Raw genomic sequence first — 24,516 nt, 5'->3', positions numbered from 1 at the left:
AGGGTGGCGAAGCGCATAGGGACATGGCCGCCGCGCATAAGCTCATGCGGCGCGCGGCCCGCGCCATGTCGGCGGGTTATGCTTGCCGCCATGTCAGATAAACCTCCTGTGCTCAGGCTGCGCGGCGTCTACAGCGAACGCCTGTCGCCGGTCAGCCTCGATCTCGCGGCGGGCGAGTGCGCCGCCATCACCGGCCCCTCGGGATCGGGCAAATCACTGCTGTTGCGCCAGGTGGCCGACCTCGATCCGGGCCATGGCGAAATCGAACTCGACGGCGCGCCGCGCTCGGGCATGCGCGGCCATCAATGGCGCCGCCAGGTGATCTACTGTCAGGCCGAGGCCGGCTGGTGGGACGACCACGTGGCGCCGCACTACACCGATGCGGCCCGCGCGGCCGATCTGTTCCAGCGGCTGGGCCTGGCGCCGGAAAAAATGGATGCGCTGGTGCAGGAACTCTCCACCGGCGAACGCCAGCGCGCCGCCTTGGCGCGCGCCCTGGCGCTGGCCCCGCGGGCCCTGTTGCTGGACGAACCCACCGCGGCGCTCGATCCCGAAGCCACCGCGCGGGTCGAGACCGAGCTGCATCGCTATCTCGATGGCGGCGCCGCCATCCTGATGGTGACGCACAACCCCGAGCAGGCGCGGCGCATGGCGCGGCGCGGCTGGCGCATGGAGCAGGGCAGGCTGGAGCCGCAATGGACGTGATCAAACTGCAGGCGCTGGACCTGGTCATCGCCTCGCTGCTGGTGCTGCTGTCGGCCGGCATCTCTTTCGCGCTGCGGCTGAACCTGCAGCGCCAGGTGCTGTGGGCGGCACTGCGCACTGTGGTGCAGCTGCTGCTGGTCGGCCATATCCTGCGCGTCGTGTTCGCGCACGCCGCGCCCTGGCTGACCGCGCTGGTGGTGGCGGTGATGATGGCGCTGGCCGCGCGCGAGGTCGCGGCCCGGCCCAAGGCCCGGCTGGCGCGCCATGGCAACGGCCAGGTGGGCGCGATGGCGGTGGTGGCCACCACGGTCGTGACCGCGTTGTTCATCCTCAGCACGGCGCTGCGGCCCGAGCCCTGGTACGACCCGCGCTACACCATCGCGCTGGTCGGCATCGTGCTGGGCAGCGTGCTGAACGCGGCCAGCCTGGCGCTGGACGGCGTGCTGTCGGGCGTGCGCCGCGACCGGCTGGCGATCGAGGCGCGCCTGTCGCTGGGCGCCACCGCGCACCAGGCCTTCGCCGCGCTGCTGCGCGAATCGGTGCGACGCGGCATCGTGCCCAGCATCAACCAGATGTCGGCGGCCGGCATCATCACGCTGCCCGGCATCATGACCGGCCAGATCATCGCCGGCATGGATCCGATCGACGCGGCCAAGTACCAGATCCTGCTGATGTTCCTGCTTTGCGGGGCCAGCGGCATGGCGGCCATGGGCGCGGCCTACGGCGCCATGCGGCGCCTGACCGACGAGCGCGGCCGCCTGCGGCTGGACCGCCTGCTGTCCGAACGCTAGGCGGCGCCCGCCCGGGGCGCACCTGTTGGCCCGCGGCCGGTGTCGTCGGCGCGGCCAAATTTGATGAAATATCGACGGGGCCCCCGGCATACTCGGCGTTTTCATAAGCAGGCCGGCATTGCCGGCCGCCGCGACAAGGACCGGATCCGCATGAGTATTACCGAGCTGTTCTCGTGGCTGACCAGCAAGCAGGGCCTGATGGCGTTGCTGGCGCAGAACTGGGTGCTGGGCACCTGCATCATCGCCGCCATCGTGTTCATCGAGACCGGCCTGGTGGTCATGCCGTTCCTGCCGGGCGACTCGTTGCTGTTCGCCGCCGGCGCTTTCCTCGGGCTGGCCGGGATCGATCCGATCGTCTCGCTGGCGGCGATCACCTTTGCCGCCATCGCCGGGGACGCGCTCAACTACGCGATTGCCTCGTCGCGCTGGGGCCAGAAACTGGCGCACAGCCGCTGGGTCAAGCCGGACCACCTGGAACGGGCGCGCGACTATTTCGCCCGCTACGGCGCGATGACCATCACGGTGGCGCGCTTCGTGCCGATCGTGCGCACGCTGGCGCCGTTCGTGGCCGGGCTGTCGCAGATGCCGCGCCGCACCTTCTTCATCTACAACGTGGTCGGCGCCATCGCCTGGTGCGGCTCGATGCTCCTGGCGGGTTACTGGCTCGGGTCGATCGCCTGGGTGCGCGCCAACCTGCACTGGGTGTCGGTCATCATCATCGGGTTGTCGCTGATCCCGGTGGCGCTGCAGTGGCTGCAGATCCGGCGGGCGCGCAGGGTGTCGCAGGCCTGAGCGGCGAAGAAAAAGCCGGCGGCTCCGCGAGGAACCGCCGGCTTTGACGCGACCAGGCCAGGCGGCCCGGGACGCGATGGGGCTTAGCCGATGTTGGCCAGCACCTGGTTCAGCGTGGCGCTGGGGCGCATGGCGCGGCTGGCCTTGTCTTCGTTCGGCTGGTAGTAGCCGCCGATGTCGACCGGCTTGCCCTGGGCGGCCTTCAGTTCTTCCAGGATCTTGGCTTCGCCTTGCACCAGCGCGGCCGCGGCCGGGGCGAACAGCGCGGCCAGGGCGCGGTCGTCGGTCTGCTCGGCCAGGGCCTGGGCCCAGTACGTTGCCAGGTAGAAGTGGCTGCCACGGTTGTCCAGGCCGCCGACCTTGCGGTCGGGCGACTTGTTCTCGTCCAGGAACTTGGCGGTGGCCAGGTCCAGCGTCTTGCCCAGCACCAGGGCGCGGGCGTTGTCGTAGGCGCGGCCGAGGTGATCCAGCGAAGCGGCCAGGGCCATGAATTCGCCCAGCGAATCCCAGCGCAGGAAGCCTTCTTCCAGGAACTGCTGCACGTGCTTGGGCGCCGAACCGCCGGCGCCGGTCTCGAACAGGCCGCCACCGGCGACCAGCGGCACGATCGACAGCATCTTGGCGCTGGTGCCCAGTTCCATGATGGGGAACAGGTCGGTCAGGTAGTCACGCAGCACGTTGCCGGTCACCGAGATGGTGTCCAGGCCTTCGCGGATGCGCTTGAGCGAGAACTTGGTGGCCTCGACCGGGGCCAGGATGCGCAGATCCAGGCCGTTGGTGTCGTGGTCGTTCAGGTACTGCTTGACCTTGGCGATGACCTGGGCGTCGTGGGCGCGCTTTTCGTCCAGCCAGAACACGGCCGGCGTCTGGCTGACGCGGGCGCGGGTGACGGCCAGCTTGACCCAATCCTGGATCGCGGCGTCCTTGGTCTGGCACATGCGCCAGAGGTCGCCGGCCTCGACGGCCTGCTCCAGCAGCACCTTGCCGGCGGCGTCGGTGACGCGCACGGTGCCGGCGGCGGGGATGACGAAGGTCTTGTTGTGCGAGCCGTATTCCTCGGCGGCCTGGGCCATCAGGCCGACGTTGGGCACGCTGCCCATCGTGACCGGATTGAAGGCGCCGTGTTGCTTGCAGTCGTCGATGACGGCCTGGTAGACGCCGGCGTAGCAGCGGTCGGGGATGACGGCCTTGGCGTCCTGCAGCTTGCCTTCGGCGTTCCACATCTTGCCCGAGTCGCGGATCATGGCGGGCATGGAGGCGTCGACGATGACGTCGCTGGGCACGTGCAGGTTGGTGATGCCCTTGTCGGAGTTCACCATGGCCAGCTGCGGCAGCGTCTTGTAGGCGGCGTCGATGTCGGCGGTGATCGCGGCCTGCTGGTCGGCGGGCAGCGATTGGATCTTGGCGTACAGGTCGCCGATGCCGTTGTTGGGATCGAAGCCGGCCTGCTTGAGCGCGGCGGCGTGCTTGGCCAGCACGTCCTTGTAGAACACGGACACCACGTGGCCGAAGATGACGGGGTCGGAGACCTTCATCATGGTGGCCTTCAGGTGCACCGAGAACAGCACGCCCTGGGCGCGGGCGTCGTCGATCTGGGCCTGCAGGAAGGACTTGAGCTTGGCGGTCGACAGCACGGCGGCGTCGATGATCTCGCCGGCCTTGACCGGGGTCTTTTCCTTCAGCACGGTCTTGCTGCCGTCGGCGGCCGTCAGTTCGATCTTGACGTCGCCGGCAGCGGCGATCAGGGCCGACTTCTCGGTGCCGTAGAAGTCGCCGCTGTCCATGTGCGAGACGTGCGACTTGGAGTCAGCCGTCCACGCGCCCATCTTGTGCGGGTGCTTGCGGGCGTAGTTCTTGACCGACAGCGGGGCGCGGCGGTCGGAGTTGCCTTCGCGCAGCACGGGGTTGACGGCGCTGCCCTTGACCTTGTCGTAGCGCGCCTTGACGTCGCGTTCGGTGTCGTTGGCCGGGGCGTCCGGGTAGTCGGGCAGCTTGTAGCCTTGTTCCTGCAGTTCCTTGATCGCGGCCTTCAGCTGCGGCATCGAGGCGCTGATGTTCGGCAGCTTGATGATGTTGGCTTCGGGCTGGACCGCCAGGGCGCCCAGTTCGGCCAGGGCGTCGCCCAGCTTCTGGCTGTCATCCAGGTAGTCGGGGAACAGGGCGATGATGCGGCCCGCCAGGGAGATGTCGCGGGTCTCGACCGTGATGCCAGCGGACTTCGCGAAGGTCTGGACGATCGGCAGCAGGGAACGGGTTGCAAGCGCCGGAGCTTCGTCGGTGAGGGTATAGATAATCTTCGGAGTAAGAGACATGATCCTTGAATCTGTTCGGCGGTGGCGCTAGGCGCAAACCCGAACATGCTATGCGGCGTCAGCCGGTAGATGTTGTCGAGAGTGGGTTCGTATGGGCAGACCCGGGCCAGGCCCCGATCGGCTCAACATGGCGCTGCCCGTCCTTTATTGCTGGTCCAATTGCCCGACCGCCTGGAAGGTGCGAGTGCCACGAACCAAACATTGTAATACCGTGACCCGCGTGGCGGGCGCGGAAATGGGCGCCAATCGTCCGCGGCGCGTGCGGCGGACCTCGAAAAACCGGAATTTTCCCCCAGGAATGGCGCCAAATTGACGCAACCTGCTGGCTTCGACCTGCAAGTATTGGCTAATATTCGGCATCTTCCCGCGCCGCCTGGCGGCGCGGGGCAGAGCGGGGCGCCGGATGACGATGGGCGTTGTAGCGCCCCGGCGCGGAGAAGAAATCAATGCGGTTTGGCAATTTGTTGTTCGATCCGAAGTTCCGCTACGCCAGCCGTTCCGATGGCAAGACAATCCAATTCACCCCGGTCGAGACCGCCGCGTTGGCGCTGTTGACCGAACACGTGGGCCAGATCCTGCCGCGCCAGCGCCTGCTGGACGCGACCCAGCGCGGCGAGGCCGAGGCGCTCGAGCGCAGCGTCGACCTGCTCATCAACCGCCTGCGCGGCAAGCTCGGCGATTCAGCCCGCGCGCCGCGCTTCATCGCCACCAGCTACGGCGAAGGCTACAGCTGGATCGCCGCGCCCGAGGCGGGGCCGGGCGGCGACGTCTATGTCGCCATCGGCCCGGCGGCCGGGCCCGAGGCGTTGCGCGCCGAGCCCCGGGTGCGGGCCTTCCTGACCGACCTGGCCGGCGCGCTGCGGGCGCGGCTGCCGAGCGAGCGCGGCGTCAGCCTCTTGTCGCTGGCCGCGGCGAACGAGGCCAACGCGCCGTTCCGCGTCGAAGTCGGGCTGCGCCAGGACGAGGCCGGCGTGCATTGCGCGGTGGTGCTGCGCGAGGCCGCCAGCGGCGCCGCGCTGCGCGCCGAGCGCTGGACCATCGCGCCCACGGACGAGGCCGAGGTCGGCCACACCGCCGCCTCCGCCTTCGCCGCCTCGATCAAGAGCGAGATCTGGCGCAGCCTGGCGCGCGCCCGCGGCGATGTGGCCGGGCCCACCGACGAGCCGATCGAATTGCGCCTGCATCGCGCCGCCGTGCTGCTGGCGCGCACGCCGCAAAGCTGGCTGGAGTCGGAGGCCGAGCTGGAAAAGCTGCGCGCCGAGCAGCCGGACGATCCGCAGACCGCGCTGATGTGGGCCTCGCATCTCTACGCCAAGCTGGTGCTGGACCTGGCCAGCGATCCGGCGGAACTGGAGCCGCGGATCGAGGCGCTGGTGTTCCAGGCCCTGCCGCACGTGCGGGGCAATCCGATGCTGGCGCTAGCCGCGGCCAAGCTGCTGTGCTTCGTCAGCCACGGGCATCTGGAACTGGCCGAGGCGCTGGCCGAAGAGGCCTTCGCCCACAGCACCGCGTTCGCGTCGGCCTTCGCGGTGCTGGGACAGCTGCGGCTGAACCGTGGCCGCCTGCGGGAGGCCATCGATTACTTCGACCAGGGCATCGAGCTGGCCGAGGCCGGCTCCGAATTCCAGGTGTTCCTGATGGTGCTCAAGTGCACCACGCTGCTGGCGCTGGACGACCGCCAGGCCTGCCTGGCGGCCTGCGAGACGCTGTACCGGACCAAGCCGCTGACGCGGGCGCAGATGGGGCTGTTCCTGTCCTCGCCCGACGAGGTGCTGCCCGACGACCTGCGCCAGATCCTGCTGGGGCTGGACGCGGACCTGCTGCGCCGGCTGCTGGCGCACTTCGAATACCTGTTCGTGCGGCGGGTGCCGGACGCGGCCGGCAGGAAGAACATGTTCCGCGGCGTGCTGGCGCAACTGGCGCGGCACCGGCCGCTCGATGGCTTGCCGCCGCGGGTGAGCGCCTACCTGTAGCCGCCCGCCGCCGCCCGCCTTTGCGAGGCGGGGCGGTTCGACTTGATAGTCCGATTTGACAAACGGCCGCGCATGCGGGAAGCTACGGCCCATGACTTCCCGCGCCGTTCGCATTTCGCTGATTATTACCATCATTCCTGGAATGGTGGGTTAGCGCGCGACCGCAGTCAGTCAAACAAACCCGCCCCACGAGGCGGGTTTTTTGTTGCCGCCTCTGCCGGGCCCAGCCCCCACGCCGCAGAGAGTTTTCATGCAACAACCGCAAGCCGCCACCGCCAAGACGTCCGAGACCGACACCTTCACCCCGGGCCACGCCACGCCCATGGAATACCTGCGCCAGATCCTGACGGCGCGGGTCTACGACATCGCCCGCGAGACCGAACTGGACCTGGCCCAGAGCCTGTCGCGCCGGCTCGGCAACCGCGTGCACCTGAAGCGCGAGGACAACCAGCCGGTGTTCTCCTTCAAGGTGCGCGGCGCCTACAACAAGATGCGCAACACGCCGCAGGCGGCGCTGGAGCGGGGTGTCATCACCGCTTCCGCGGGCAACCACGCCCAGGGCGTGGCGATCTCGGCGGCGCGGCTCGGCGTGCGCGCCACCATCGTGGTGCCGCAGACCGCGCCGCAGGTCAAGGTGGACGCGGTGCGCGCCTTTGGCGGCCCGACGGTGCAGGTGGTGCTGGCGGGCGATTCCTACAGCGATGCCTACGCCTACGCGCAGACGCTGGCCCGCGACCAGGACCTGGCTTTCATCCCGGCCTTCGACGACCCTTACGTGATCGCCGGCCAGGGCACGGTGGGCATGGAGATCCTGCGCCAGCACCCGGGGCGGCTGGACGCGGTGTTCGTGCCGATCGGCGGCGGCAGCCTGGCGGCGGGCGTGTCGGTGTACATGAAAGCGGTGGATCCGTCGGTCAAGGTGATCGGGGTGCAGACGGTTGATTCCTGCGCCATGGCGCAGTCGATCCAGGTGGGCGAGCGGGTCAGCCTGGCCGAGGTCGGCCTGTTCTCGGACGGCACGGCGGTCAAGCTGGTGGGCGAGGAAACCTTCCGCCTGTGCCGCCAGTACCTGGACGAGGTCATCCTGGTGGACACCGACGCGGTCTGCGCGGCGATCAAGGACGTGTTCCTGGATACGCGCAGCGTGCTGGAGCCGGCGGGCGCGCTGTCGCTGGCCGGGCTCAAGCAGTATGTCGAGCGCGAGGGCGTGAGCGGCCAGTCGCTGGTGGCGATCACGTCGGGCGCCAACATGAATTTCGACCGCATGCGCTTCGTGGCGGACCGCGCCGAGGTGGGCGAAGCGCGCGAGGCGGTGTTCGCCGTGACGCTGCCCGAGGAGCGCGGCAGCTTCCGCCGCTTCTGCGCCGTGATGGGCGCGCGCAGCGTGACCGAGTTCAACTACCGCATCGCCGACGCGAACACCGCCCGCATCTTCGTCAGCGTGCAGATCGCGCGCCGCGGCGAAGGCGCGGACATCATGCGCAGTCTGGAGCAGGAGGGCTTCGCGGTCAGCGACCTGAGCCACAACGAGGTCTCCAAGCAGCACATCCGCTACATGGTGGGCGGGCGCTCGCCGCTGGCGGGCGGCGAACGGCTGTTCCGTTTCGAATTCCCGGAGCGTCCGGGTGCGTTGATGAAGTTCCTGTCGGCGATGGCGCCAAACTGGAACATCAGCCTGTTCCACTACCGCAACCAGGGCGCGGACTTCAGCTCGGTGCTGGTGGGCATCCAGGCGCCGCTGGCGGACGACGCGGCGCTGGACCGCTTCCTGGCGCAGCTGGGCTACGCGCATTGGGAAGAGACGGCGAACGAGGCCTACCGCCAGTTCCTGATCTAGGCGGTGGCGGGGCGCCTGTCGCCGGGCTGCGCCGTGGCGGGCGCGACCGGCGTGAGCGTGCCGTTCGTCAACCCGTTATGGGCCAGCCCATGATGGGCCAGCCCATCCACATGCACCTGCGGCTGGCCTTGCGGACAGCGTTCCACCCGGGCCAGCACGCCGTAGGCGCGGCGCAGCGTATCGGGCGTCACGACCTGATGCGGCGGGCCTTCGGCCAGCAAGGCGCCGCCGTGCAGCAGGAGGGCGTGGTCGGCGTGGCGCAGCGCGATGTTCAGGTCGTGCAGCACCACCAGCGTGATGAGGCGATGGCGCGCGGTCTGGCGGCGCAGCACGTCCATCACGTGGAACTGGTAGTTCAGGTCCAGCGCCGACAGCGGCTCGTCCAGCAGCAGCAGGCGCGGGCGCCGCACCAGCGCCTGCGCCAGCGAGGCCAGCTGCTTCTGGCCGCCGGACAGTTCGTCCAGGTAGCGGCTGGCAAGGTGGCGGATGCCGAGTTCGGCCAGCACCTGCATCGCCTCGCGCATCAAGGCGTCGCCGCCCTGGCGCGCCCGGCCGGAGCGGGCCGCCACCAGCACCGATTCCAGCACGGTCATGTGCACGCCCTTGGGCAGGGCCTGGGGCATGTACATGGCATGCTCGGCGCGGCGGGCCGGCGAGAGGCCGGCGAAGTCCGCGCCGTCCAGCCGAAGGTCGCCGCCGAGCATGGGGTTGAGCCCCGCCAGCGTCTTGAGCAGCGTCGATTTGCCGCTGCCGTTCGGCCCCAGCAGGGCCGTCAGCGTGCCTTCGGGCAGCGGCGCCGCCCGCAGGTCGCGCAGCACCGGGCGGTTGCCGTAGCCGGCGGTCAGCGAGCGGATCTCCAGCGAGGCCATGGCGTCAGGGCTGCAGCGCCAGCGTGCCGCGCATGTGCTGGGCGTGGGCCGGGAACGAGCAGTAGAAGGTGTACGACTGACCCGCCGCCAGGCGGCTGACCGGGAACGTGACGGTGGCGGTTTCGCCGCCGCCGAGCATCGGCGTCTTGGCCAGGATGCGGGCGTCGCCGGGCGCCAGGAAGTCGTGCGCCGCGCCAGCCTTGATGCCGTCGACCATCACCGCGTCGATGTCCTCGGTCTTGGTCAGCACCCAGTTGTGGCCGGCCTTTTCCTTGCTGTTCTTGCCGGTGTGGATGAGGCGCACCGTGAAGTCCTTGCAGGTCGCGGGCACCACGATGTGGGCGGGCGCGAACTTCTTGCCGGGCTGGCCTTCGACGTCGATGCTGCAAGCGGGATCGGCGGCGTGGGCGGCGCCGGTGGCCAGCAGGGCGACGAGGGCGAGCGGGTAACGGTATTGCATGGGGAGGCGTCTCCGGGGTCGAGGGGAAAGGGGTCAGCTGCGCTTGAGGGCGCGGATGACGATGGTGAGAAAGAAGGGAATGCCGACCAGCGAGGTCACGATGCCGACCGGGATCAGGGCGCCCGGCAACACGGTCTTGGAAGCGACCGAGGCCAGCGACAGGATCAGGGCGCCGGCCAGCGCGCTGCCGGGCAGGTAGTAGCGATGGTCCTCGCCCAGCAGCAGGCGGGCGATGTGCGGCGCCACCAGGCCGACGAAGCCGATGGTGCCGACGAACGACACCGCCAGCGCCGCCAGCGCGCTGACCCGCAGCAGGCTGACCAGGCGCAGGCGCTTGACGTCGATGCCGAAACTGGCGGCGCGTTCCTCGCCCAGGCGCACGGCGGTGAGTTTCCAGGCGTCGCGCAGCGAGAACGGCAGCGCCAGCGCCAGCGCCGCGGCCATCACGCCCACGGTTGTCCAGGTGGCGCGCGCCAGGCTGCCCATGGTCCAGAACACGATGCCTTGCAGCGCTTCCTCGCTGGCGATGAACTGCAGCAGCATGACCAGCGCCTGGAACGAATACACCAGCGCGATGCCGAACAGCACCACGCCCAGCGTCGAACCGCCGCGCCAGCGCGCCACGCGCTCCAGGATCAGGACCGACACCAGGGTGCTGGCGAAAGCCGACAACGACACCACCATGCCGGGCGGCAGCGCCGGCACGTGCCAGTCCAGCGTGATGGCCAGCGAGGCGCCGAACGCGGCCGCGGCCGACACGCCCAGCGTATAGGGGCTGGCCAGCGGGTTGTCCAGCATGGTCTGCATCTCGGCGCCGCCCAGGCCCAGGGCCACGCCCACCAGCAGCGCCATCAGGGCGTAGGGCAGGCGGAACTGCCAGACGATGACGCGGGTGCCGGCGTCGGCCGCGTCGGGGTGCAGCAAGGTGCGTAGCAGGTCCAGCGGCGCCAGGCCGGCCGGACCGGTGGCGATGTCGGCCAGCAGGCTGGCGGCGATGGCCAGCGCCAGCACCAGGGCCAGCGCCAGCCGCCGCCGGCGGGTGCGATGGTAGCGGGCGACGGGATCGTCCAGGACGCCCTCGGCGGCAAGGACCGTAGCGGAAGTCTGCATGATGGCGAGCCTGCCTGCCGTCAACGGGCGGCGGGTGCGGTCCAGTAGGTGCCGGCGCCGTCGACGTCGAGGAAGTCGCGGTACAGCGTGGCCATCGTGGCGTCCGGGTCCAGCGCCGCGGCGCGTTCGGGGTACAGCCACTTGGCCATGGCTTCGATCGCCGCGACGTTGTAGGGCGAGTTGTAGAACGCGTGCCAGATGCCGAAGGCGCGGCCGCGCTTGACCGCGTCCAGGTCGCGGATGCCGTCGCGTTGCAGCACGGTCGAGAGGCTGGCGGCGGACACGTCGGCGGCGGCGCCGGGGCCGACCAGCAGGCCGGGACGGCCGGGGTCGGAGCGGCTGCCGGTGGCGATGTAGACCTGCGGCTGGGCCTTCAGCAGGAATTCCATGCTGACGTCGCCGATCGCGCCCGGCAGCACCGGGGCGGCCACATTGACGCCGCCTGCGGCTTCCAGCAGGTCGCCGAAGCTGCCGTTGCCGGTGGTGTGGCAGCAGGCGGGCCAGACGCCGGCCAGCATTTCCACGAACACGCGCGGACGCTCGGCCTGCGGCACGGGCTGCACCAGCTCGCGGACCTTGGCCAGGTGCGATTCATAGAACGCGATGTAGCGCTCGGCCTGTTCCGGGCGGTCGAGCGCCTGGCCCAGGATGCGCAGGCTGGGCACGGTGTTCTGCACCGGATGCTGGCGGAAGTCGATGAACACGACCGGAATGCCGGCCTGCTGCAGCGAGGCGATCATCGGGTTGTTGCGGCCCGGGCCATGCCCGCTCAGGCTGAAGATGGCGACGTCCGGCTTGAGCGAGACGATCTTCTCAGGGCTGACGCTGGCCTCCGAGGTGGTGCCGATCAGCGGCACCTCGGCCGCCTTGGGAAAGCGCTTGATCAGCTGCTGCCAGGAATAGGGGTCCTGCTGCTTGAGCTCGCCCTGCCAGCCGACCACGCGCGCCACCGGGTCGGCGCGGTCCAGCAACGCCATGGCGAAGACGAAGCGGCCTTCGCCCAGCAGCACCCGCTGCGGATGATCGGGCACGGTGACGACGCGGCCTGCCAGGTCGGTCACCTGGCGGGCCTGGGCGCCGGGCAGGGCGCAGAGCAGGGCGGTGGCGGCCAGCGCCGCGCGGAACATGTTTTTCAAACGCATGGGGAGATCCCGATCCAATGGCCACGACACGCCCCGCGGGCTTGCGGGTAACGCGAACCATTCCTATCGGCGAGCAGTCTCCGCCATCGCGGTTCAAGAATTCGTTAAGACGCGCGCCCCTCTGTGGCGGCACAGCCGCGAAATCGGCCCAATCCGCGCCCGGATACCGGTCGCGCTTACAATCTGAGATTGATTTCCATTCCCCGCTCCGCCCCATGCGCGTTCTTGTCATCGAAGACGACCCCGATATCCTCGCGAACATCACGCATCACCTGACGCGCCGCGGCTACATCGTCGATTGCGCCGAGGACGGCTTGCGCGGCTACGCCATGGCGGCCGAGGGCGGTTTCGACCTGATCGTGCTCGACCTGATGCTGCCGCGGCTGGACGGCTACGACCTGTGCCGCCGGCTGCGCACCGAGGCCGGCTGCGATACGCCGGTCATCATGGTGACGGCGCGCGACACGCTGGACAACCGGCTGACGGGATTCGACGCCGGCGCCGATGATTACCTGGTCAAGCCCTTCGCCCTGGCCGAGCTGGCGGCGCGCGCCAAGGCGCTGCTGCACCGCGCCAGCGGGGCCGGCGCATCGCGGGTGCTGCGGGTGGGCGACCTGACGCTGGACACCGGCACCCTGGCGCTGGCGCGGGCCGGACAGCCGCTGCGGCTGCCGCCGTCGCCGCTGCAATTGCTGATGCTGCTGATGCGCGCCAGCCCCGCGGTGGTGCACCGCGGCCGGCTGGAAGAGGCGTTGTGGCGCGATTCGCCGCCGGACAGCGACAGCCTGCGCACCCATATCCACCAGATCCGCCACGTGGTGGACAAGCCGTTCGCCACGCCGCTGCTGCATACGGTGCACGGCATCGGCTACCAGTTGCGGGCGGTCGACGATGCGTAGCGCGCGGCGCGGGCTGGCGCGCTACCTGGTGCGCACCTACCTGCTGCTGGCGCTGCTGGTCGGCGGCGTGCTGACCTGGGTGTCGATCTGGAGCGTGAACACACTCGAAGTCCATCTGCAGCGCATCGACATGGGCATGGCGGTCGAGCGCGTGCGCAGCGACTTCCTGGCAGGCATCGATCCGGGCCGGCCGCACCGGTTCTTCCATGGCGAGCCGGGCAGCGCGGCGTTTCCGCAAGGGCTGCGCGGCCTGGCGCCGGGGTTCCACAAGATCGAGCGCGAGGGCCGCGTCTGGCACGTGATGGTCGACGACAAGGACGGCCAGCGCTACATGCTGCTGCGCGACTACACCGAATACGAACGCAACCAGTCCACCTCGCACTGGACCGTGGTCAGCGGCCTGGCCGGCGGCTTGGTGCTGGCGTTCGTGCTGGGCACCCTGGCGACGCGGCGCATGCTGCGGCCGCTGGCGCGGCTGGCGGCGCAGGTCACGGCGCGCGGCGCGCAGCCGCCCCAGACCCGCCTGGCCGCGGACTATCCGCCGGACGAGATCGGCCGGCTGGCGGACGCCTTCGACGCCACCTACAACCAGCTCGAACAGGCCCTGCGGCGCGAGCAGCTGTTCACCGCCGACGTCGGCCATGAACTGCGCACGCCGCTGATGGTGATCTCCAGCTCATGCGAGCTGCTGCTGGAAGAACCCGGCCTGGACGCCGACGGCAGCGCCCGCGTGCGGCGCATCGCGGCGGCCGCGGCCGACATGGGCGAGCGGCTCGATACCTACCTGATGCTGGCGCGCGGCCGCGATGCCGGCGACCAGTTCGCGCGCGAAAGCGCCGGCGGCGCGGCGCGTGAACAACTGGCGGCCTGGAGCGCGATGGCGCAGCGGCGCGGCATGTCGCTGGTGCTCGATGCGCCGGCGCAGGCGAGCGCGGCGGACCCGGACGACGCGCCGGCTGGCGCCGCGCAGGCCGACCCGCCGCGTTTTCCCGCGCCCTTGCTGCGCGCGCTGTTGTCCAACCTGATCCGCAACTCGCTGCAATACGCCGGCCCGGGCGCGCGGGTCACGATCAGCGCCGGCCCGCATTACCTGCAGGTGGCCGACGACGGACCGGGCATCCCTCTGGAACGGCAGGAAGCCGTCTTCAGCCCGTTCGTGCGCGGCACGCAGGCCGATGCCGGCAACCTGGGGCTGGGCCTGTCCCTGGTGCAGCGCATCTGCGAGCACCAGGGCTGGCGCGTGTCGCTGCGCTCCGCGCCAGGGCAGGGCAGCGTGTTCCGGGTGGACCTCAGAACGACAGCTCGGCCGTGAAGGTCACGGTGCGGCCGGCGCCCGGCACGCCATAGAGCTGGAAGCCGTCGAGCGAGGCGCCGACGCGGCTGTAGTAGAACTTGTTGAACAGGTTCTCCACGTTCATGCCCAGCGTCAGCGACTTGTCGACGCGGTAGCGCGCGGCCACCGAGTGCAGCCAGTAGGACGGCGCCTTTTCATCGTCGCGCACCCAGATCGGATGGTTGCCGTACGGCCCGGAGACGGTGGAACTGTTGTTGTTCTTGCCGCCCACGTACTTGTTGTCGGTGTAGCGCCGCTTGCCCACGTACTGCGCGCCATAGCTCAGCGACAGCTTGTCGGTGGCCGCGTAAGTGGTCCACAGGTTGAACGTCAGATCGGGCACGTTCTTGGCTTCCTCGCCGCTGTTGGCGCCCTTGGTGATGCGGCTCTTCATGGCGCTGACGCCGGCGAACGCCGACCAGCGCGGGGTGATGTTGCCCGCCAGCCCCAGCTCGATGCCGTCGACCCGCTTGGCCGGCAGCGCGCGCACCACGTCGGTGGCGTCGTCGCCGTACTCCCAGGAGTCGGACAGCTCGGTGCGGAACACCGCGCCGGTCAACGACAGGTCGCCCTGGGCCAGGTCCCATTTGCCGCCCAGTTCGTAGGTCTTGGACACCGCCGGTTTGTAGCTGTCGCCGCCGGTGGCGCCGTAGATGTTGTTGTTGGTCGACGCGCCCAGCGCGGACGGCTGCGCGGCTTGGCTGTAGGAGGCATAGATGCTGGCTTCGGGCGCCGGCTTGTAGGTCACGCCGACGCGCCCGCTCCAGGCGCCATCCTCGACCCGGTTGGTGCTGTGCTTGCCGGCCGCACCGCTGACCTGGGTGACGCGGAACCGGTCATAGCGCAACGCGCCCTGCAGCAGCCATTGCGGCGTCAGCGTCAGGGTGTCGCCCACGTAAAGGCCCGTGTTGAAGACCTCGGCGCGATTGCCGTCGGCGCCCTTGACGGTGTCGACGCCGCCCATGTCGACGCCGCCATTGGTGCGCAGGTCGAAGGTCGGATTGGTCGAGGGCGCCTTGATGGTGCGCTCGTGGTCGCCGTAGGTTTCCTTGTAGAACTCCACGCCCGTCACCAATTGGTGCTTGATGGCGCCGGTCTGGAAGTCCAGGCTCAGGTTGGTCTGGTTGGCCAGGATGGTGTAGCGCTTGGAGGTGCCGAAATCGTTGCCGCGCAGCTGGCCGTAGGGGCTGGGATTATCCAGCGGCACGTAGCCGCTGTACGACGGGATGCCATCGGCGCTGTTGACCAGCGGCCCGGCGCCAACATAGCCGTAGGAAGTGCGCGAGGTGCTGTTCAGGCGTGCCGGCGACAACACGCCGATGCGGTCGGTCTGCTCCCAGCGGCTGATGTTGGTCAGGTGCACGCGGTCGTTGAAATCGTGCTCCGCCTTGAGCGTGGCCTGGTCGGTGCGGGTCTGCTCGGTGTACAGCGACGGGTCGCCGTACCAGGCGTTGCGCGACACGTTCGGCATGCGCTTGCCGCCGGTGCCCCGCTGGATCGGCACGCCGCCGTCGGGAATGTTGTTGTCTTCCTGGTGCAGGTAGTCCAGGGTGATGCGGGTGGGCGTGCCCAGCCCCATCGCCAGCGAGGCGGCCATGCCGGAGCGGTCGAACTCGGTCACGTCGCGCTCGGCCACGCCGTTGTGGTGGCGCATCAGGTTGATGCGCAGCGCCGAGCTGTCGGTCAGTTCCTGGTTCAGGTCGGCCGTGATGCGGCGGTAGTGGTCGGTGCCCAGGCCGCCCGAGGCCTTGTAGAACGACCCCAGCCGGGCTTCCTTGCTGACCAGGTTGACGCTGCCGCCGACCGCCGAGACGCCGGACTCGATCGAGCCGGTGCCCTTGAAGACCTCGGCCCGTTCCAGGTTGAAGATGTCGGTGCGGCTGGACATGCCGGCGTCGCGGATGCCGTCCACGGTGATGCTTTGTTCCGCCGAGAAGCCGCGGATGGTGAACATGTCGCCCCAGCCCAGGTTGCCCTCGCCGGAACTGAAGGTGATGCCGGGGACATTGCGCAGCACATCTTGCAGGCTCTGGGCATGCTGTTCTTCCAGCACCTCGTGGGGCACCACCGTGATGCTCTGCGGGGTGTTCAGCAGCGGCTGGACGAACTTGCCGGACTGCACCTGGTCGGCCTTGTAGGGCGCGGGGCTGTCGGCCTGCACCGTCACCGGCGCCAGCACCGTGGCGTTGTCGGCGGCTGGCTGCGCCTGCGCGCTGGCGGCGGCGCCAAGCGCCACGCCCAGGGTCTTGAGCGCCACCGCGCCGGGATGAGAGGGTTTGTACTGCGCCATGATCGGGTTCCAGAAAGAGTGCCAATGAGAATCGTTGCGATTCTAGGAAGGCGCGTCTCAAGATCTCGTTAAGGCGTGGGCCGCCGCCTTCCGGGGAAGGCGTTTTCACGCTGGGCGCATAGGCGGGCAGGCCCGCCCGGCCTCAATGCAGGATCTGGCTCAGGAACAGCTTGGTGCGCTCGTTCTGCGGGTTGTCGAAGAACTCGTCCGGGCTGTTCTGCTCGATGATCTCGCCGCGGTCCATGAAGATGACGCGGTTGGCGACCTTGCGCGCGAAACCCATTTCGTGGGTCACGCACAGCATCGTCATGCCGCTTTCCTGGGCCAGGTTGACCATCACGTCCAGCACTTCCTTGACCATTTCCGGGTCGAGCGCCGAAGTCGGCTCATCGAACAGCATGATCTTGGGGCTCATGCACAACGAGCGGGCGATGGCCACGCGCTGCTGCTGGCCGCCCGAGAGCTGGCCGGGGAATTTCTTGGCCTGGTCCGGGATGCGCACGCGCTCCAGGTACTTCATGGCCGTGGCCTCGGCTTCGGCGCGCGGCTTCTTGAGCACCCACATCGGGCCCAGCGTCAGGTTCTCCAGCACCGTCAGGTGCGGGAACAGGTTGAAGTGCTGGAACACCATGCCGACGTCCTTGCGGATGGTCTCGATGTGCTTGAGGTCGTTGGTGAGCTCCGTGCCGTCCACGATGATGTGGCCTTTCTGGTGCTCTTCGAGCCGGTTGATGCAGCGGATCATGGTGGACTTGCCCGAGCCGGACGGCCCGCACACCACGATGCGCTCACCCGGCGCCACGTCCAGGTTGATGTTGCGCAGCACGTGGAACTGGCCGTACCACTTGTTCACGTCCTGCAGTCGAATGATGGCATCAGACATGCCTGTACTCCCGTAAATATCGCGTTGCGGGCCCGCCTGGGGCGGGCCCGCGGCAAGGTTCTATCGTGCGTGACCGGTGGCCAGGCGTTTTTCCAGCGCCTGGCTGTATTTGGACATGGAGAAGCAGAAGACGAAGTAGATCAGCGAGATGAACAGATACGCCTCCACCCCGAATCCGCGCCATGCCGCGTCGGACAGGGCCGCCTTGGCCGCCAGCGTCAGGTCGAAGATGCCGATGATCACCACCAGCGAGGTGTCCTTGAACAGCGCGATGAAGATGCTGACCAGCGGCGGGATCACGATCTTGAGCGCCTGCGGCAGGATGATCTTGCGCATCTGCTGCCAGTAGTTCAGGCCGAGCGAGTCGGCGCCTTCGTACTGGCCCTTGGGGATCGCCTGCAGGCCGCCGCGCACCGTTTCGGCGATATACGCGGCCGCGAACATGATGATCGCGATCTGCGCGCGCAGCAGCTTGTCGATGGAGAAGCCCTCGGGCAGGAACAGCGGCAGCATCACCGACGACATGAACAGCAGGCTGATCAGCGGCACGCCGCGGATCAGCTCGATGTACACGACGCACAGCGCCTTGATGGCCGGCATCTTCGAGCGCCGGCCCAGGGCCAGCAGCACGCCGATCGGGAAGGCGAAAGCGATGCCGAACGTCGACAGGATCAGCGTCAGCGGCAGGCCGCCCCAGCGCGCGTTCTCGACGTAGGTCAGGCCCAGCACGCCGCCCCACATCAGGATCGCCACGGCGGTCAGGCCGACGGTCCAGATGATGGCGAGCTTCCAGTTCCAGAAACGGCGGATGCCGCTGCACACGATCACCGCGACCAGGATGATGGTCGCGATCAGCGGGCGCCACTGCTCGTCGAACGGATAGGTGCCGAACAGGATCAGCCGGTGCTTCTCGATGATGAAGGCCCAGCAGGCCCCGCCCACGGAAGCGCGGCATTCCTGCGCGTTGGCGGCGGTGTAGTTGGCCTTGATGAAGGCCCATTCCACCAATGCCGGCACCGACATCAGCAGGAACCACGCCACCAGCACCGTGATCAGGATGTTCAGCGGCGAGGAGAACAGGCGCGAGCGCAGCCACGCCCACGCGCCGACATGGGTCTTGGGCGGCGGCAGCCCTTCGCTGGGGATATGCGTAGTGCTGCTCATATCAACGCTCCACCAGCGCAATGCGCTTGTTGTACCAGTTCATGAAGATCGAGATCGACAGGCTGACCGTGAGGTACGCGCCCATGATGATGAGAATGCCCTCGATGGCCTGCCCGGTCTGGTTCAGCGTGGTGTTGACCACCGACACGATGTCCGGATAGCCGATGGCCACGGCCAGCGAGCTGTTTTTCAACAGGTTGAGATACTGGCTGGTCATGGGCGGGATGATGACGCGCAGCGCCTGCGGCAGCACCACCAGGCGCAGCACCTGCTTGCGGCGCAGGCCCAGGGCGCCGGCCGCTTCCCATTGGCCATTGTTGACCGCCTGGATGCCCGAGCGCACCACTTCGGCGATGAAGGCCGCGGTGTAGATCACCAGGCCCAGCAACAGCGCCGCGAATTCCGGCGTCAGCGTCAGGCCCCCCGTGAAGTTGAAGCCCTTCAGCTCCGGCACGTCCAGCGTCAGCGACGCGCCGCTGGCCAGCCAGCCGATCACCGGCAGGCAGATCAGGAGGCCGATGGCCGCGCGGCCCAGCGGGAACACGTGGCCGGTGGCTTCCTGGCGCTTCCTGCCCCAGTGGCCCAGGAACAGGATGGCGACGATGGCCAGGCCAAGGCCGGCCAGCACCCAGTCGAGCGAGGCGCCTTCCAGCCCCGGCACCTTCAGGCCGCGGTTGGAAATGAACACGCCCGGCAGCGGGTTGTGCGCCTGGCGCGGGCCCGGCATGTTCTCGGTGATGAGCGCATACCAGAAGAACAGCTGCAGCAGCAGCGGCACGTTGCGCATGACCTCGACGTAGATCGAGGCCAGCCGCGCCACCAGCCAGTTCCTGGACAGCCGGCCGACGCCGATCAGCACGCCCAGCATGGTGGCGGCCACCAGCGCCAGCAGGCCGACCCGCAGCGTATTGAGAATGCCGACCACGATGGCGCGGCCATAGGTGTCGGCCGGCGCGTAGGCGATGGGCGATTCGCCGATGGCGAAGCCGGCTTCGCGCGTGAGAAAGCCGAAGCCGGTGGCGATGTTGCGCAGCGCCAGGTTCTGCAGCGTGTTGTGGACCAGGAACCCGATCGCCGATCCCGCCAGCGCCAGCGCCAGGGCCTGGTAGGCCAGGGCGCGGGTGGCGGGATCGTTCCAGGACCAGCGGCGCGGTGGCCGCGCCGTGGCGTTGTTCTGCTTGTCCACGCGTCAGCCCGCCATCAGCGCGTTGACCGCGGCGGCCAGCCGGTCCATGCCCTGTTCGATCACCTCGGTGGCGGTGGCGAACGAGAAGCGCACATAGGGCGACAGGCCGTAGGAACCGCCGTCGATCACCGCCACGCCGGCCTGGCGTAGGAAGAACAGGCTGACGTCCAGGTCGGTCTTGAGCTCGCCGTCCGGGCCCTTGCGGCCGATCAGTCCGCCGACGTTGGCATAGACGTAGAAGGCGCCGTCGGGCGTGGCGCAGGAAATGCCGGGAATCGCGTTCAGGCGCCGCACGATCAAGTCGCGGCGCGCCTTGAAGATGGCGACCATCTCGGCCACGCTGGACTGGTCGCCTTCGAGCGCGGCCTGGGCCGCGGCCTGCGAGATGGCGCTGGGGCAGCTGGTGCTTTGCGACATCACCGTGCTCATGGCCTTGATCAGCTCGGCCGGGCCGGCGCCGTAGCCCACGCGCCAGCCGGTCATGGCGTACGACTTGGACATGCCGTTGACGATCAGGGTGCGGTCGGCCAGCTGCGGCTCGACCTGCACCGGCGAGACGTGCGCCTCGGCGCCGTAGCAAAAGGGCGCGTAGATCTCGTCGCTCAGGATCCAGACGCGCGGATGGCGCAGCAGCACCTCGGTCAGGGCGCGCATCTCGGCGCGGCTGTAGACGGCGCCGCTGGGGTTGCTGGGCGAATTCAGGATCAGCCAGCGGGTGCGCGGCGTGATGGCCGCTTCCAGGCTGGCCGCGTCGAGCTTGAAACCCTGCGATTCGGGGCCGGTCACGACCACCGGCTTGCCGTCGTTGAGCAGCACCATGTCGGGATAGGACACCCAGTACGGCGCGCACACGATCACTTCGTCGCCCGGTTCCAGGCTGGCGGTCAGGGCCGCGCCGATGATCTGCTTGGCGCCGGCGCCCACGGTGATCTGGTCCAGGCCGTACTTGGCGCCGATCGCCTGTTCCAGGCTGGAGGCGATGGCGCGGCGCAGGCCGGGCGTGCCGTTGGGGCTGGTGTAGCGGATGTCGCCGCCGGCGATGGCGTCCTGGCCGGCGCGCGCGATGTGGGCCGGCGTGGGCATGTCGGGCTCGCCCAGGGTGAAGTCGGCGATCTCGCGCCCGGCGCGGCGCAATTCGTCGACCACGATCTTGGCGGCCATGCTGGGGGAGGGTTTGATCTGCTTGAGGCGGGCGTTGACGATGCTGTTCATGGTGACTGCTTCAAAAAAAGCGGAGGCCGGCGCGTGGCGGCCGGTCCGCGGAAATCGGAAAAACGCGGCGCGGCCCGGCGCCATCACCGGGCCGCGCGAGGCCACTCAGCGCACGGGCCAGCCGTACATCAGGCCGCCCTGGGTCCACAGCTTGTTCAGGCCGCGGTCCAGCTTCAGGGGGCTGTCCTTGCCCATGGCGCGGTCGTAGCTTTCGCCGTAGTTGCCGACCTGCTTAATGATGTTGTAGGCCCACTTGTCATCCAGGCCCAGGTTCTTGCCCATGCCCGGCGTCACGCCCAGGATGCGCTGCACATTGGGGTTGGTGCTCTTGAGCATCTCGTCGACGTTCTTGGAGGTGATGCCGTATTCCTCGGCCTCGAGCATGGCGTTGAGCGACCAGCGCACCACGTTGAACCATTGCTCGTCGCCCTGGCGCACCATGGGGCCGAGGGGCTCCTTGGACAGGTTCTCGGGCAGGATTTCCCAGTCATCCGGTTTGGCCAGGCGGGTGCGCATGTTGGCGGCGGTGTTGGACTTGTCGTTGGTGTAGGCGTCGCAGCGGCCCGACTCCAGCAGGCGGAAGTTCTCGTCGTAGTTCTCGACCAGCACCGGCTTGAAGGTGATGCCGCGGGCGCGGAAGTAGTCGGCCAGGTTCAGTTCGGTGGTGGTGCCGGGCTGCACGCAGACCGTGGCGCCGTCCAGTTCCTTGACCGTCTTGACGTTCATCGACTTCTTCACGATCAGGCCTTGGGCGTCGTAGAAGTTCACGCCCACGCCAATCAGGCCCAGCGTGGTGTCGCGCGTCAGGGTCTGGGTGGTATTGCGCGACAGCATGTCGATCTCGCCCGATTGCAGGGCCGTGAACTTGGCCTGTGCCGTCAGCACGTTGCCCTTGACCTTGGAGGCGTCGCCGAACATCGCGGCGGCAACGGCGCGGCACATGTCCACGTCCAGGCCGGTCCATTCGCCCTTGCTGTCGAGCACCGAGAAACCGGGGATGCCGGCGAAGCCGCACTGCAGGAAGCCTTTTTTCTTGACGGCTTCGAAGGTGACGCCGGCCTGGGCGCCGGAGGCAACGCACAACAGGGTCGCCGCGACGGCGGTGGTCAGGAACTTGCGCATGAAAGTGTTCTCCAGGGATACGGAAGGGCAGGGAATGGCTAGGAAACAGACCGGCGGCGCACCGTCGCGTCCCCCGGGCGGGCGGGATGGGACATGCGGGTCGGACGGGGAGGGGGAAAGGCGGGGCGTCGGCGCCGTCGGCCTTCCGGGCGGCCTTACCTGCGAAGGCGGGTGGCGTAGCGTTGGAAGGTCGGGCGGGGGGCAGGCAACAGGCTCATCGGCGGCACTTGGACGGCAGATCTTGCGTAACTGATGAGACGTATGATGGCAGCCATCATACAAGTTAGCAAGTCAGGGGATTCCCGTAATTTGCAACATCGGTGCCGGTTATATGGCGCCGCCGGCAGGGCGCCGGGCGGGGCAAGACCGAGGCGCAGGCCGGGCCGCGCGGGGGTCGATGGGCGGCCTGCCGTGGCCGCCCGGAATGCGCCGCGGGGCCGGTCAGGCCGTCGGGTTGGACAACAGCTTGCGGTAGCGGGCGATGCTGTCGCCCAGGTGGCGGGCCATGGCGGCGCGCGCGGCGCCGGGGTCGCGGCGCATGATGGCGGTCAGGATGGCTTCGTGCTCGTGCACGTTGCGGGACTCGTAGACTTCGAGTTCCTCGGGCGTCTTGCCGCCGTGCTTGATGTTCAGGTCCAGCATCACGTCGCGCACCGCCGCCTGCAGCAGGGCCGGGAAGTGCGGGTTGTTGGAGGCGCGCGCGATCGACAGATGGAATTCGTAGTCGGCCTTGACCGCCGCTTCCATGTCGCGGGTGGCGCGGTTGAAGGCGTCGAAGGCTTCGACGATGCCGCTCAGGTCGGCGGCGCTGCGGCGCTCGGCCGCCAGGCCACAGGCCTCGACTTCAAGGCCGGCGCGTAGTTCCATGATGTGCAGCGCCCAGCGCGGGTCGGCGGCCGGGGCGACGACGAAATCGATGGGCTTTTCGCGGTCTTCGGTGACGAACACGCCGATGCCGGCCTTGCTGACCAATCGGCCGCTCAGGCGCATCGAGGCCACGGCCTCGCGGATCACGGTGCGGCTGACGTCGAATTCGGCGCACAGCGCATGCTCGGACGGCAGTTTGTCGCCGGGGCGGTACTGGCGGGCATCCAGGCGCTTGGTCAGTTCGTCGATCACGACGTCGGTCAGGCGCGATCGCTGGCGGGGCCGGGGAGTTTCCATTGTCTCTCTTGTAGGGTTGCGGCGCCGGGAGGGCCGGAAGCCCTATGATAAACGCCCGATGCCGTATGACAGCATACAGGAGCATTATCGGGCCGTGCCAGCGGGCGGGTTCGCGGCCGTGGCACGCCGAAAGCAGGACGCCCTCCGCTGGGCGGAGGGCGTCCTGGCGCGAGACCGCTGCGCGGACCCGCTGGGGCAGCGGACGGCGCGTGGGCCGCCCGGCTGGCTGGCGCTTACTGCGGGCCCAACTTGCGGATCAAGGCGTCGAGCATCTCCATTTCCTCGGGATGCAGATCGGTCAACGGGGCGCGCACCGGGCCGGCATCGTGGCCGACCAGCTTGGCGCCGGCCTTGACGATGCTGACGGCGTAGCCGGCGCAGCGGTTGCGGATCTCCAGGTAAGGCAGGAAGAACTCGTCGAGCAGGCGGTTGGTGGTGTCGTGGTCCTGGGCGGCGATGGCGCGGTAGAACTGCATCGCGGTCTTGGGCACGAAGTTGAAGACGGCCGACGAGTACACCGGCACGCCCAGGGCGCGGTAGGCCGCGGCATAGACCTCGGCGGTGGGCAGGCCGCCCAGGTACGAGAAGCGGTCGCCCAGCTTGCGGCGGATACGGACCATGGCCTCGATGTCGCCGACGCCGTCCTTGAAGCCGACCAGGTTGGGGCAGCGCTCGGCCAGCTGGGCCAGCTTGTCGGCCGACAGGCGCGACTGGGCGCGGTTGTAGACGATGACGCCGATCTTGACGGACTTGCAGACCTGTTCGACGTGGTCGGCGATGCCTTGCTGCGAGGCTTCGGTCAGGTAGTGCGGCAGCAGCAGCACGCCCTTGGCGCCCAGGCGTTCGGCTTCCTGCGCGTAGGCGATGGCCACGCGGGTCGGGCCGCCGGCGCCAGCCAGGATCGGCACCTTGCCGGCGCAGGTGGTGACGGCCGTGCGGATGACGTCCGAATACTCATCGGGCGCCAGCGAGAAGAACTCGCCCGTGCCGCCGGCGGCGAACAGGGCGGTGGCGCCGTAGGGAGCCAGCCATTCCAGGCGCTGGGCGTAGGTCTTGGCGTTGAAGTTGCCTTGCGCGTCGAAATCGGTCACGGGGAAGGAGAGCAGCCCTTCCGAGACGATGGCCTTGAGTTCCTGGGGTGTGGTCATGCCTGGGTCCATTGATGCGAAGTGAAGGCCGCCGTGGCGTCATGCCCGCGGCCAGGGATTGGGTAACTGATGATGTATGTCATCGTACAACATACAGGATGAGTGAGCAATGTTGGAAATGAGC

The 24,516-nt window shown here is 68.7% G+C and carries 20 protein-coding genes; 7 read left to right on the top strand and 13 right to left on the bottom strand.

The genetic code is table 11. The annotated features are described in order from the left end of the window. Positions 1-90 precede the first annotated feature (90 nt). The 3 genes from AC1HFW_RS08750 to AC1HFW_RS08740 all read left to right on the top strand — a co-directional run bounded on the left by AC1HFW_RS08750 (position 91) and on the right by AC1HFW_RS08740 (position 2,288). Positions 91-705 carry an ABC transporter ATP-binding protein gene (locus AC1HFW_RS08750; RefSeq protein ID WP_479282767.1) on the top strand — a complete coding sequence of 205 codons (615 nt, stop codon included), beginning with the start codon at positions 91-93 and terminating at the stop codon, positions 703-705. Further along, positions 696-1,496 carry an ABC transporter permease gene (locus AC1HFW_RS08745; protein ID WP_061071178.1) on the top strand — a complete coding sequence of 267 codons (801 nt, stop codon included), beginning with the start codon at positions 696-698 and terminating at the stop codon, positions 1,494-1,496. The genes AC1HFW_RS08750 and AC1HFW_RS08745 overlap by 10 nt, the downstream gene beginning before the upstream one ends. A gap of 150 nt (positions 1,497-1,646) precedes the next feature. Further along, the gene (locus AC1HFW_RS08740) at positions 1,647-2,288 is read left to right on the top strand and encodes a VTT domain-containing protein (RefSeq protein ID WP_479282765.1); all 642 of its coding nucleotides are present in this window, start codon (positions 1,647-1,649) and stop codon (positions 2,286-2,288) included. 83 nt (positions 2,289-2,371) lie between these two features. On the opposite strand, the gene AC1HFW_RS08735 is transcribed toward AC1HFW_RS08740, so the two are convergent. Then, positions 2,372-4,600, bottom strand: coding sequence for an NADP-dependent isocitrate dehydrogenase (locus AC1HFW_RS08735; protein WP_006395119.1), 2,229 nt, complete (start codon positions 4,598-4,600; stop codon positions 2,372-2,374). 446 nt (positions 4,601-5,046) lie between these two features. Here AC1HFW_RS08735 and AC1HFW_RS08730 point away from each other — a divergent pair, with 446 nt between their 5' ends. Both AC1HFW_RS08730 and ilvA read left to right on the top strand, forming a co-directional pair. Continuing rightward, complete coding sequence (locus tag AC1HFW_RS08730; protein ID WP_479282762.1) at positions 5,047-6,573, top strand: winged helix-turn-helix domain-containing protein; 1,527 nt, start codon at positions 5,047-5,049, stop codon at positions 6,571-6,573. A gap of 322 nt (positions 6,574-6,895) precedes the next feature. Continuing rightward, positions 6,896-8,410: a threonine ammonia-lyase, biosynthetic gene (gene ilvA, locus AC1HFW_RS08725; RefSeq protein ID WP_479286480.1), complete on the top strand. Its 1,515-nt coding sequence runs from the start codon at positions 6,896-6,898 to the stop codon at positions 8,408-8,410. On the opposite strand, the gene AC1HFW_RS08720 is transcribed toward ilvA, so the two are convergent. From AC1HFW_RS08720 to AC1HFW_RS08705, 4 genes are read right to left on the bottom strand one after another with little or no spacing between them, the layout of a single operon-like run. Then, positions 8,407-9,279, bottom strand: coding sequence for an ABC transporter ATP-binding protein (locus AC1HFW_RS08720; protein WP_479282760.1), 873 nt, complete (start codon positions 9,277-9,279; stop codon positions 8,407-8,409). The genes ilvA and AC1HFW_RS08720 overlap by 4 nt on opposite strands. A 4-nt stretch (positions 9,280-9,283) precedes the next feature. Continuing rightward, entirely contained in the window at positions 9,284-9,739 is a 456-nt protein-coding gene (azu, locus tag AC1HFW_RS08715; RefSeq protein ID WP_006395115.1) for an azurin, read from the bottom strand. 33 nt (positions 9,740-9,772) lie between these two features. Next, on the bottom strand, positions 9,773-10,849 hold the full coding sequence (locus AC1HFW_RS08710) for a FecCD family ABC transporter permease (RefSeq protein ID WP_006395114.1): 1,077 nt from the start codon (positions 10,847-10,849) through the stop codon (positions 9,773-9,775). 20 nt (positions 10,850-10,869) lie between these two features. Beyond that, positions 10,870-11,991: an ABC transporter substrate-binding protein gene (locus AC1HFW_RS08705; RefSeq protein ID WP_006395113.1), complete on the bottom strand. Its 1,122-nt coding sequence runs from the start codon at positions 11,989-11,991 to the stop codon at positions 10,870-10,872. Positions 11,992-12,206: 215 nt separating this feature from the next. Between AC1HFW_RS08705 and AC1HFW_RS08700 the strand changes: the two genes are divergently transcribed. After that, entirely contained in the window at positions 12,207-12,890 is a 684-nt protein-coding gene (locus AC1HFW_RS08700) for a response regulator transcription factor (RefSeq protein WP_061071182.1), read from the top strand. Next, the gene (locus AC1HFW_RS08695) at positions 12,883-14,202 is read left to right on the top strand and encodes a sensor histidine kinase (RefSeq protein WP_479282757.1); all 1,320 of its coding nucleotides are present in this window, start codon (positions 12,883-12,885) and stop codon (positions 14,200-14,202) included. Before AC1HFW_RS08700 ends, AC1HFW_RS08695 begins: the two co-directional genes overlap by 8 nt. Here the strand turns inward: AC1HFW_RS08695 and AC1HFW_RS08690 are convergent. The 8 genes from AC1HFW_RS08690 to kdgD all read right to left on the bottom strand — a co-directional run bounded on the left by AC1HFW_RS08690 (position 14,180) and on the right by kdgD (position 24,392). After that, complete coding sequence (locus tag AC1HFW_RS08690) at positions 14,180-16,513, bottom strand: TonB-dependent receptor (protein ID WP_479282756.1); 2,334 nt, start codon at positions 16,511-16,513, stop codon at positions 14,180-14,182. The two genes, AC1HFW_RS08695 and AC1HFW_RS08690, sit on opposite strands and share 23 nt — an antisense overlap. A 142-nt stretch (positions 16,514-16,655) precedes the next feature. Beyond that, on the bottom strand, positions 16,656-17,396 hold the full coding sequence (locus AC1HFW_RS08685; RefSeq protein WP_006386910.1) for an amino acid ABC transporter ATP-binding protein: 741 nt from the start codon (positions 17,394-17,396) through the stop codon (positions 16,656-16,658). 60 nt (positions 17,397-17,456) lie between these two features. Next, the gene (locus tag AC1HFW_RS08680) at positions 17,457-18,560 is read right to left on the bottom strand and encodes an amino acid ABC transporter permease (RefSeq protein WP_006396239.1); all 1,104 of its coding nucleotides are present in this window, start codon (positions 18,558-18,560) and stop codon (positions 17,457-17,459) included. A gap of 1 nt (position 18,561) precedes the next feature. Further along, on the bottom strand, positions 18,562-19,746 hold the full coding sequence (locus AC1HFW_RS08675; RefSeq protein WP_479282754.1) for an amino acid ABC transporter permease: 1,185 nt from the start codon (positions 19,744-19,746) through the stop codon (positions 18,562-18,564). Between the two features lie 3 nt (positions 19,747-19,749). Next, positions 19,750-20,958, bottom strand: coding sequence for an aminotransferase class I/II-fold pyridoxal phosphate-dependent enzyme (locus AC1HFW_RS08670; RefSeq protein ID WP_006395106.1), 1,209 nt, complete (start codon positions 20,956-20,958; stop codon positions 19,750-19,752). Between the two features lie 105 nt (positions 20,959-21,063). Beyond that, the gene (locus AC1HFW_RS08665; protein ID WP_006395105.1) at positions 21,064-22,080 is read right to left on the bottom strand and encodes an amino acid ABC transporter substrate-binding protein; all 1,017 of its coding nucleotides are present in this window, start codon (positions 22,078-22,080) and stop codon (positions 21,064-21,066) included. A gap of 441 nt (positions 22,081-22,521) precedes the next feature. Further along, positions 22,522-23,244 (bottom strand): FadR/GntR family transcriptional regulator, encoded by a 723-nt coding sequence (locus tag AC1HFW_RS08660; RefSeq protein WP_479282752.1) that lies wholly within the window; start codon positions 23,242-23,244, stop codon positions 22,522-22,524. A 233-nt stretch (positions 23,245-23,477) separates the two neighbouring features. After that, positions 23,478-24,392, bottom strand: coding sequence for a 5-dehydro-4-deoxyglucarate dehydratase (gene kdgD, locus AC1HFW_RS08655; protein ID WP_061071187.1), 915 nt, complete (start codon positions 24,390-24,392; stop codon positions 23,478-23,480). Positions 24,393-24,516: the final 124 nt, after the last annotated feature.

Source organism: Achromobacter sp. ISS7 (assembly GCF_056523125.1).
Note: the sequence above shows the minus strand (reverse complement) of the source record. Positions and strands in the feature narration are given on the sequence as shown.

What these genes read in the sequence shown, in the direction of transcription:
- AC1HFW_RS08750 (WP_479282767.1), top strand. Translation starts at nt 91, where the DNA reads ATGTCAGATAAACCTCCTGTGCTCAGGCTGCGCGGCGTCTACAGCGAA.
- AC1HFW_RS08745 (WP_061071178.1), top strand. Translation starts at nt 696, where the DNA reads ATGGACGTGATCAAACTGCAGGCGCTGGACCTGGTCATCGCCTCGCTG.
- AC1HFW_RS08740 (WP_479282765.1), top strand. Translation starts at nt 1,647, where the DNA reads ATGAGTATTACCGAGCTGTTCTCGTGGCTGACCAGCAAGCAGGGCCTG.
- AC1HFW_RS08735 (WP_006395119.1), bottom strand. Translation starts at nt 4,600, where the DNA reads ATGTCTCTTACTCCGAAGATTATCTATACCCTCACCGACGAAGCTCCG.
- AC1HFW_RS08730 (WP_479282762.1), top strand. Translation starts at nt 5,047, where the DNA reads ATGCGGTTTGGCAATTTGTTGTTCGATCCGAAGTTCCGCTACGCCAGC.
- ilvA (WP_479286480.1), top strand. Translation starts at nt 6,896, where the DNA reads ATGGAATACCTGCGCCAGATCCTGACGGCGCGGGTCTACGACATCGCC.
- AC1HFW_RS08720 (WP_479282760.1), bottom strand. Translation starts at nt 9,279, where the DNA reads ATGGCCTCGCTGGAGATCCGCTCGCTGACCGCCGGCTACGGCAACCGC.
- azu (WP_006395115.1), bottom strand. Translation starts at nt 9,739, where the DNA reads ATGCAATACCGTTACCCGCTCGCCCTCGTCGCCCTGCTGGCCACCGGC.
- AC1HFW_RS08710 (WP_006395114.1), bottom strand. Translation starts at nt 10,849, where the DNA reads ATGCAGACTTCCGCTACGGTCCTTGCCGCCGAGGGCGTCCTGGACGAT.
- AC1HFW_RS08705 (WP_006395113.1), bottom strand. Translation starts at nt 11,991, where the DNA reads ATGCGTTTGAAAAACATGTTCCGCGCGGCGCTGGCCGCCACCGCCCTG.
- AC1HFW_RS08700 (WP_061071182.1), top strand. Translation starts at nt 12,207, where the DNA reads ATGCGCGTTCTTGTCATCGAAGACGACCCCGATATCCTCGCGAACATC.
- AC1HFW_RS08695 (WP_479282757.1), top strand. Translation starts at nt 12,883, where the DNA reads ATGCGTAGCGCGCGGCGCGGGCTGGCGCGCTACCTGGTGCGCACCTAC.
- AC1HFW_RS08690 (WP_479282756.1), bottom strand. Translation starts at nt 16,513, where the DNA reads ATGGCGCAGTACAAACCCTCTCATCCCGGCGCGGTGGCGCTCAAGACC.
- AC1HFW_RS08685 (WP_006386910.1), bottom strand. Translation starts at nt 17,396, where the DNA reads ATGTCTGATGCCATCATTCGACTGCAGGACGTGAACAAGTGGTACGGC.
- AC1HFW_RS08680 (WP_006396239.1), bottom strand. Translation starts at nt 18,560, where the DNA reads ATGAGCAGCACTACGCATATCCCCAGCGAAGGGCTGCCGCCGCCCAAG.
- AC1HFW_RS08670 (WP_006395106.1), bottom strand. Translation starts at nt 20,958, where the DNA reads ATGAACAGCATCGTCAACGCCCGCCTCAAGCAGATCAAACCCTCCCCC.
- AC1HFW_RS08665 (WP_006395105.1), bottom strand. Translation starts at nt 22,080, where the DNA reads ATGCGCAAGTTCCTGACCACCGCCGTCGCGGCGACCCTGTTGTGCGTT.
- AC1HFW_RS08660 (WP_479282752.1), bottom strand. Translation starts at nt 23,244, where the DNA reads ATGGAAACTCCCCGGCCCCGCCAGCGATCGCGCCTGACCGACGTCGTG.
- kdgD (WP_061071187.1), bottom strand. Translation starts at nt 24,392, where the DNA reads ATGACCACACCCCAGGAACTCAAGGCCATCGTCTCGGAAGGGCTGCTC.